Genomic DNA, 6,034 nt, shown 5'->3' with positions numbered 1-6,034 from the left:
TTATTTGTTTTTCCAAACATAATTTACATTTATTTTACATTCTTTCCTTAAGTCGCTGGTACAATGGAAAATATTTTTTGAGAATTTTAGATTTGAGATGTGAGATATTAGATTTTTGACGAGAAAAACCCGTTTTTAACGCAGAAAATGATTAGACGTTTTGCTTTTCTTACCAAAAAGAAAAGAAAAACGGATACTTTATAGTTAACTACTCGGGAGATTGTCGCAAAGCGAGAATGGATTATTCAATATAGTTAATATATAATAGATGCAATGTTGAAACAAGTTTAGTATGACATCATAATTAAGTTTCTATAAAGAAGCTCTTTTATAAAATAGGAGTGACAGAACTAAAAAAGGAGAACTTCATGTTCTCCTTTTTTAGTTGATAGTAATTATTGTTATCGTTGTTATGCTAATCAATCTTTTATTTATACTCTAGAATTAAATAACCCCAGCTACAACAAAAGTACTTCCACCCGCATAAATCATATCATTACTCGATGCCGATTTTTTAGCAGCTTCCATCGCTTCAGCAACCGTTTCGAAATATTTTACGTTTTCTAAATCTGATGGAACGACTAATTTTAATTCATTAATTAGTAATTTTCTTGGAACATCTGGTGCACAAAAGTAATAGGTTGCGTCTTTAGGAAAGAAAGATAAACTTTCTTTAACGTCTTTATCATTCACAAACCCTAAAACCAAGTGTAATTTTTCGTACGATTGTGCTTTGATTTGATTAGCAATTTCCAATAGTCCGTGCGGATTATGTGCTGTATCTGCTACGATTAACGGATTATTTCCAAGAATATCCCAACGTCCTCTTAAATTGGTATTCTTTACAACATTTAATAATCCATTCTTAATATTTTCATCAGAAATTTCCCAACCTTGATTTTGTAATTGCTCGATAGAAGTTAAAACTGTTCTACGATTCTTGACCTGATAAGAACCCAATAAATCAGAAGGTAAATCTTGAAAGTGTTTTTCTTCAGCAAAAATTATGTTCGAATTTCTTTCTAACGCTAATTCAGTAAAAACCTTTTTTGTTTCTTGTGTCGTTTCACCAATAACAACTGGAGTATTAGACTTGATAATTCCACCTTTTTCAAAAGCAATTTTCTCCAACGTATCACCTAAAAATTGGGTATGTTCCAACGCTATATTCGTAATCACCGAAAGTTCTGGTAAAATAATATTCGTAGAATCTAATCGTCCTCCTAACCCTGTTTCGATTACAGCAATATCAACATTTTGTTGAGCAAAATATTCAAAAGACATCGCAATTGCAATCTCGAAGAAAGAAGCTTCTTGGCTAATGATTTTATCTTCGTGCTTTTCTACAAAATCAATCACAAATTCTTCATCCGCCATTACACCATTAATGCGCATACGTTCACGAAAATCCTTTAAATGTGGTGAAGTTGTTAAACCAGTTTTGTATCCCGCTTCTTGAAGTATTGAAGCTAACATATGAGACGTACTTCCTTTACCGTTTGTTCCTGCGATATGAATCGTTTTAAACTTCTTTTGAGGATTTCCTAAATATTCACATAATTCAGTAATATTCGTTAAATCCTTTTTAAATGCAGTTGCTCCTACACGTTGAAACATCGGTAAATTAGAAAATAACCAATCAATGGTTTCTTGATACGTTCTCATTTGTACAAAAATTTATACGAAGATACGCAGGGATAAAATAAAAGTCGATTTCTTCCGAAGAAAAAATCGACTTGATATGATGAATATTTTGTTCAATTAATCTGAATAATCCTGACGAGTCGTTAACGTTCTTTTTAAATAAAAGAATCCAAAAACTGCAGCAGCTACCGAAGCTACAAGAATCATTAATTTAGCTTCATTCACATAATCAGGATCTTTAAACGCCAAAATCGATACGAAAATAGACATTGTAAAACCAATTCCTGCTAACATTCCTGCTCCAAAAACACGTTTAAAGTTTACAGCTGTTGGCAATTCACTTAATCCCAATTTTACAGCTATAAAAGTCGCTAAGGTTACACCAATTGGTTTACCTACTACTAAACCTAAGAAAATTCCAGCTGCTAACGGGAAACTAAAATGGGAGAATCCTCCACCATCAATAGTAATTGCTGTATTTGCTAAAGCGAATAATGGTAAAATGATGAAGGCGACTGGTAAATGTAAAAAGTGTTCTGCTTTAGCACAAAGGGATTTGGATTGAACTTTATTAAAAGGAATTGTAAAAGCCACTAAAACACCTGCAATTGTTGCGTGTATTCCTGAGTGTAACATAAACCACCACACAATAATTCCACCAATTATATAAGGTATGATTGAATTCACTTTCATTCGATTTAACCCAAATAATAAAGCTAAAACACCCATTGCAATCCCAAATTGAGTAATGTCAAAAGGTAACTCAGGATTAGGATAAAATAATGCAATCACCAAAATAGCACCTAAATCATCAATTACTGCAAGTGCCGTTAAAAACACTTTTAAAGACATTGGAACTCTTTTCCCTAACATTGTAATCACTGCAACGGCAAATGCAATATCTGTCGCCATTGGAATTCCAAATCCATTAATGGTATCAGTTCCATAATTCAAAGCAGCAAAAATTCCAGCAGGAACTAACATTCCTCCAACTGCAGCAAAAATGGGCAAAATAGCTTTCTTCACATTGGAAAGTTCTCCAATTAGCATTTCACGTTTTAATTCTAATCCGATTAAGAAAAAGAAAATAGCCATTAATCCATCGTTGATCCAATGTGCAAAAGAATGCCCGAATAGATCCAAATGCCAAATACCTTGGTAAGAGTCAGCAAACATTGAATTGGCAACAATTAACGAAAATAGTGTACAGAAAATTAAGGTAATTCCGCCAGAAGTTTGGCTATGAATAAATTTTTGAAATAGTTTAGAAATCATCTTTTTTTATTTGTAATTTCTGTAAATATACACAAGTTAAAATAATTGGATTTTAATCTGGTGGTATTATTTAATTCAAAATTCTTTAAATAGGATTATAGATAATTCCTGAAGAATGATCTTTGCTTGCACCAGTTACTGAAGCTAAACAATTAATTTGATTCGTAAATTTTCTGTATCCTAAAAATGCAAAAATTAAAGCTTCTTTAAAATCAATTAAATTATCAGTTGGAATGATGATTTCAACAGTTGATAATTCTCGTAAACGATTGATAAAAAATGAATTTCGAACTCCTCCTCCAGTTATCAACACATTGTTGATATCGTATAAAGCAAAGGTATTTTTAATTTGAATTACGAAATGCTCCACACAACTTCTCAGTTTATCTTCGGTAGGAATATCGTACTTATCAACAATTGTTAAAAACTCATTCGTTACCCATTCAAAACCTAATGATTTTGGGAAAGGTTGATGATAAAAATTCAGAAGGTTCAATTCTCCAACTAATGTAGTATTAATATATCCTTGTTCTGCTAATTCTCCATTTTTATCATATTCAAACCCGAGTTGTTTGGCATAATGATTCAAAACAATATTAATCGGACAAATATCAAACGCAATTCGTTTTCCATTTCTATTCATCGAAATATTCGAAAAACCTCCAAGGTTTAAACATGCATCATAGTTAGAAAATAATAATTCGTCTCCAATCGGAACCAAAGGGGCTCCTTGTCCTCCTAAAATAACGTCTTGTGTTCTGAAATCACACACCACTTTTTGTTGACAACGCGACGCTATTGCTGCACCGTTTCCTATTTGCAAAGTGAATGATTTCTGCGGTTGATGAAAAATAGTTTGCCCGTGAGATGCAACAAAATCTACTTTTCCAATCTTATTTTTATGAATAAATTCTTTTACTTTCTCCCCAAGAAAATAACCAAACTCTACATCTAATTGACATAAATCTATTGCCGAATATTGAAAAGCTTCTGTTAGTTTTTTTCGCCAATCAGATGAATAATCTATAGTTTCGGCAAGTAAAATTTCGAAATGTTGGTTATCATCAAATCGGACATAGCAAATATCCAAACCATCTAACGAAGTTCCAGACATTAAACCAATGCAAAAAGTAGGGTTTTTCATGCTGTAAATTTAATGAGAGAATTTGATAGTTCGTAAATTTAGAAATTAGAAATTTTCAATAACTAAGAAAATTATCTTCATTTTTTCCTTGATTAAAATAATAAATCTTTAGTTCTTATTTGGATGTAATGCTGAAAAAAGTTCAGCAGGATATTATGATTATGGTTAAGAAATACAAAAGTTTATATAAATTCAGCATGACAAAAACTGAAAAACTTAGTACTTATTACTTATAACTCTAGATGCGTTAGTGATAGTAGTAGAAATCCTTTGCGTGAAACGAAGCGATAGCGGAGTTGCAACGCAAAGATTGCAACGAATAGCCCGCCCGAAGGGAACGCCCAAATCATTAGAAAAATTGTTTTGATAATTCTTAGGTTATTGCGAATATATCAGTTAGAAATTCTAATGATAAAAGCTTATATTTGAAACACAATTAATACAAACAAAACATGGCACAAGATGTAATCTTCGATTTGATTGAAGAAGAAAAAGAAAGACAACTGAATGGAATTGAATTAATCGCATCAGAAAACTTTGTTTCGGACAACGTAATGCGCGCGATGGGTTCTGTTTTGACAAATAAATATGCAGAAGGTTATCCTGGAAAGCGCTACTACGGTGGTTGCGAAGTTGTAGACGAAGTAGAAACTATTGCAATTGATCGTTTGAAAGCGTTGTTTAATGCAGAGTATGCGAATGTGCAACCTCACTCAGGATCTCAGGCAAATGCAGCTGTTTACTTAGCATGTTTGAAGCCAGGAGACAAGATCTTAGGATTCGATTTATCGCACGGTGGGCACTTAACTCACGGTTCTCCTGTTAACTTTTCTGGGTTAACTTACCAAACTTCTTTCTATGGAGTGGACAAAGAGACGGGGAGAATTGACTACGAAGCTATGGCAGAAACTGCTCGTAAAGAGAAGCCTCAAATGATAATTTGTGGTGCTTCGGCATACTCAAGAGACATAGATTATGCTAAATTTCGTGAGGTAGCTGATGAAGTTGGTGCTTTGTTATTGGCTGATATCTCGCATCCTGCTGGGTTAATTGCCCGCGGAATCTTAAACGATCCTATGCCTCATTGTCATATCGTAACGACGACAACTCACAAAACTTTACGTGGTCCTCGTGGTGGAGTCATTATGATGGGGAAAGATTTTGAGAACCCTTGGGGAGCAAAAACTCCTAAAGGTGAAGTGAAAATGATGTCTCAAATCTTGAACGGAGCAGTGTTCCCTGGTACACAAGGTGGACCTTTAGAGCATGTAATCGCGTCTAAAGCTGTTGCTTTTGAAGAGGCTTTATCTGACGGTTATATGGACTATATTGTACAAGTTGTGAAGAATGCGAAGGCTTTGGCTGCGGCATTGGTTGCAAAAGGTTATGATATTGTTTCTGGAGGTACAGATAATCACTGTATGTTAATCGACTTACGTAACAAAGGTATTTCTGGGAAACAAGCAGAAAACGCTTTAGTTTTGGCAGAAATCACTTGTAACAAAAACATGGTTCCTTTCGATGATAAATCTCCTTTCATTACATCGGGGATTCGTTTGGGTACGGCAGCTGTAACAACTCGTGGGTTGGTTGAAGCAGATATGCAAACTGTTGCTGACTTGATTGACGAAGTATTAATGAATATTAATAACGAAGAAATCATTGATGGAGTTGCAGATCGTGTAAATGAGTTTATGTCTTCTCGCCCATTATTTCAAATGAAATAAGTAGAAACTAAGTTTCGATTATAACAATAGAAAAGTCCTGAGCATTGCTTAGGACTTTTTGTTTGATATAAAACGTCGAGACATTTTACCTAAAACCTCCTTAGGTTTTAGGTAAAATTGTAATCTTCCCTAAAAAACGGAACGTTTAAAAATATAGTTTATTAACTTAGGGATAATTATGAAACAAAGCAATTTTACAGAAGTTCAGATCGTCAAGATCTTATCAAAACAAAATCAAGGCAAA

4 protein-coding genes are annotated in these 6,034 nt (G+C 33.6%); 1 reads left to right on the top strand and 3 read right to left on the bottom strand.

Going from position 1 to position 6,034, the window contains the following annotated elements:
- Nucleotides 1-444 precede the first annotated feature (444 nt).
- The 3 genes from G0Q09_RS14495 to G0Q09_RS14485 all read right to left on the bottom strand — a co-directional run bounded on the left by G0Q09_RS14495 (nucleotide 445) and on the right by G0Q09_RS14485 (nucleotide 4,063).
- Nucleotides 445-1,665 (bottom strand): bifunctional folylpolyglutamate synthase/dihydrofolate synthase, encoded by a 1,221-nt coding sequence (locus G0Q09_RS14495; protein WP_219035415.1) that lies wholly within the window; start codon nucleotides 1,663-1,665, stop codon nucleotides 445-447.
- A gap of 96 nt (nucleotides 1,666-1,761) precedes the next feature.
- On the bottom strand, nucleotides 1,762-2,919 hold the full coding sequence (nhaA, locus tag G0Q09_RS14490) for a Na+/H+ antiporter NhaA (RefSeq protein WP_219035414.1): 1,158 nt from the start codon (nucleotides 2,917-2,919) through the stop codon (nucleotides 1,762-1,764).
- Between the two features lie 85 nt (nucleotides 2,920-3,004).
- A complete protein-coding gene (locus tag G0Q09_RS14485) occupies nucleotides 3,005-4,063 on the bottom strand; it encodes an anhydro-N-acetylmuramic acid kinase (protein WP_257468291.1) in 1,059 nt (352 codons plus the stop codon).
- Between the two features lie 452 nt (nucleotides 4,064-4,515).
- Here G0Q09_RS14485 and glyA point away from each other — a divergent pair, with 452 nt between their 5' ends.
- The gene (gene glyA / locus G0Q09_RS14480; protein ID WP_219035413.1) at nucleotides 4,516-5,790 is read left to right on the top strand and encodes a serine hydroxymethyltransferase; all 1,275 of its coding nucleotides are present in this window, start codon (nucleotides 4,516-4,518) and stop codon (nucleotides 5,788-5,790) included.
- Nucleotides 5,791-6,034 lie beyond the last annotated feature (244 nt).

Origin of the sequence: Empedobacter falsenii, assembly GCF_019308355.1 — a bacterium.
Lineage (GTDB): Bacteria > Bacteroidota > Bacteroidia > Flavobacteriales > Weeksellaceae > Empedobacter > Empedobacter falsenii_B.
This window is presented reverse-complemented; position numbering and strand designations above follow the sequence as displayed.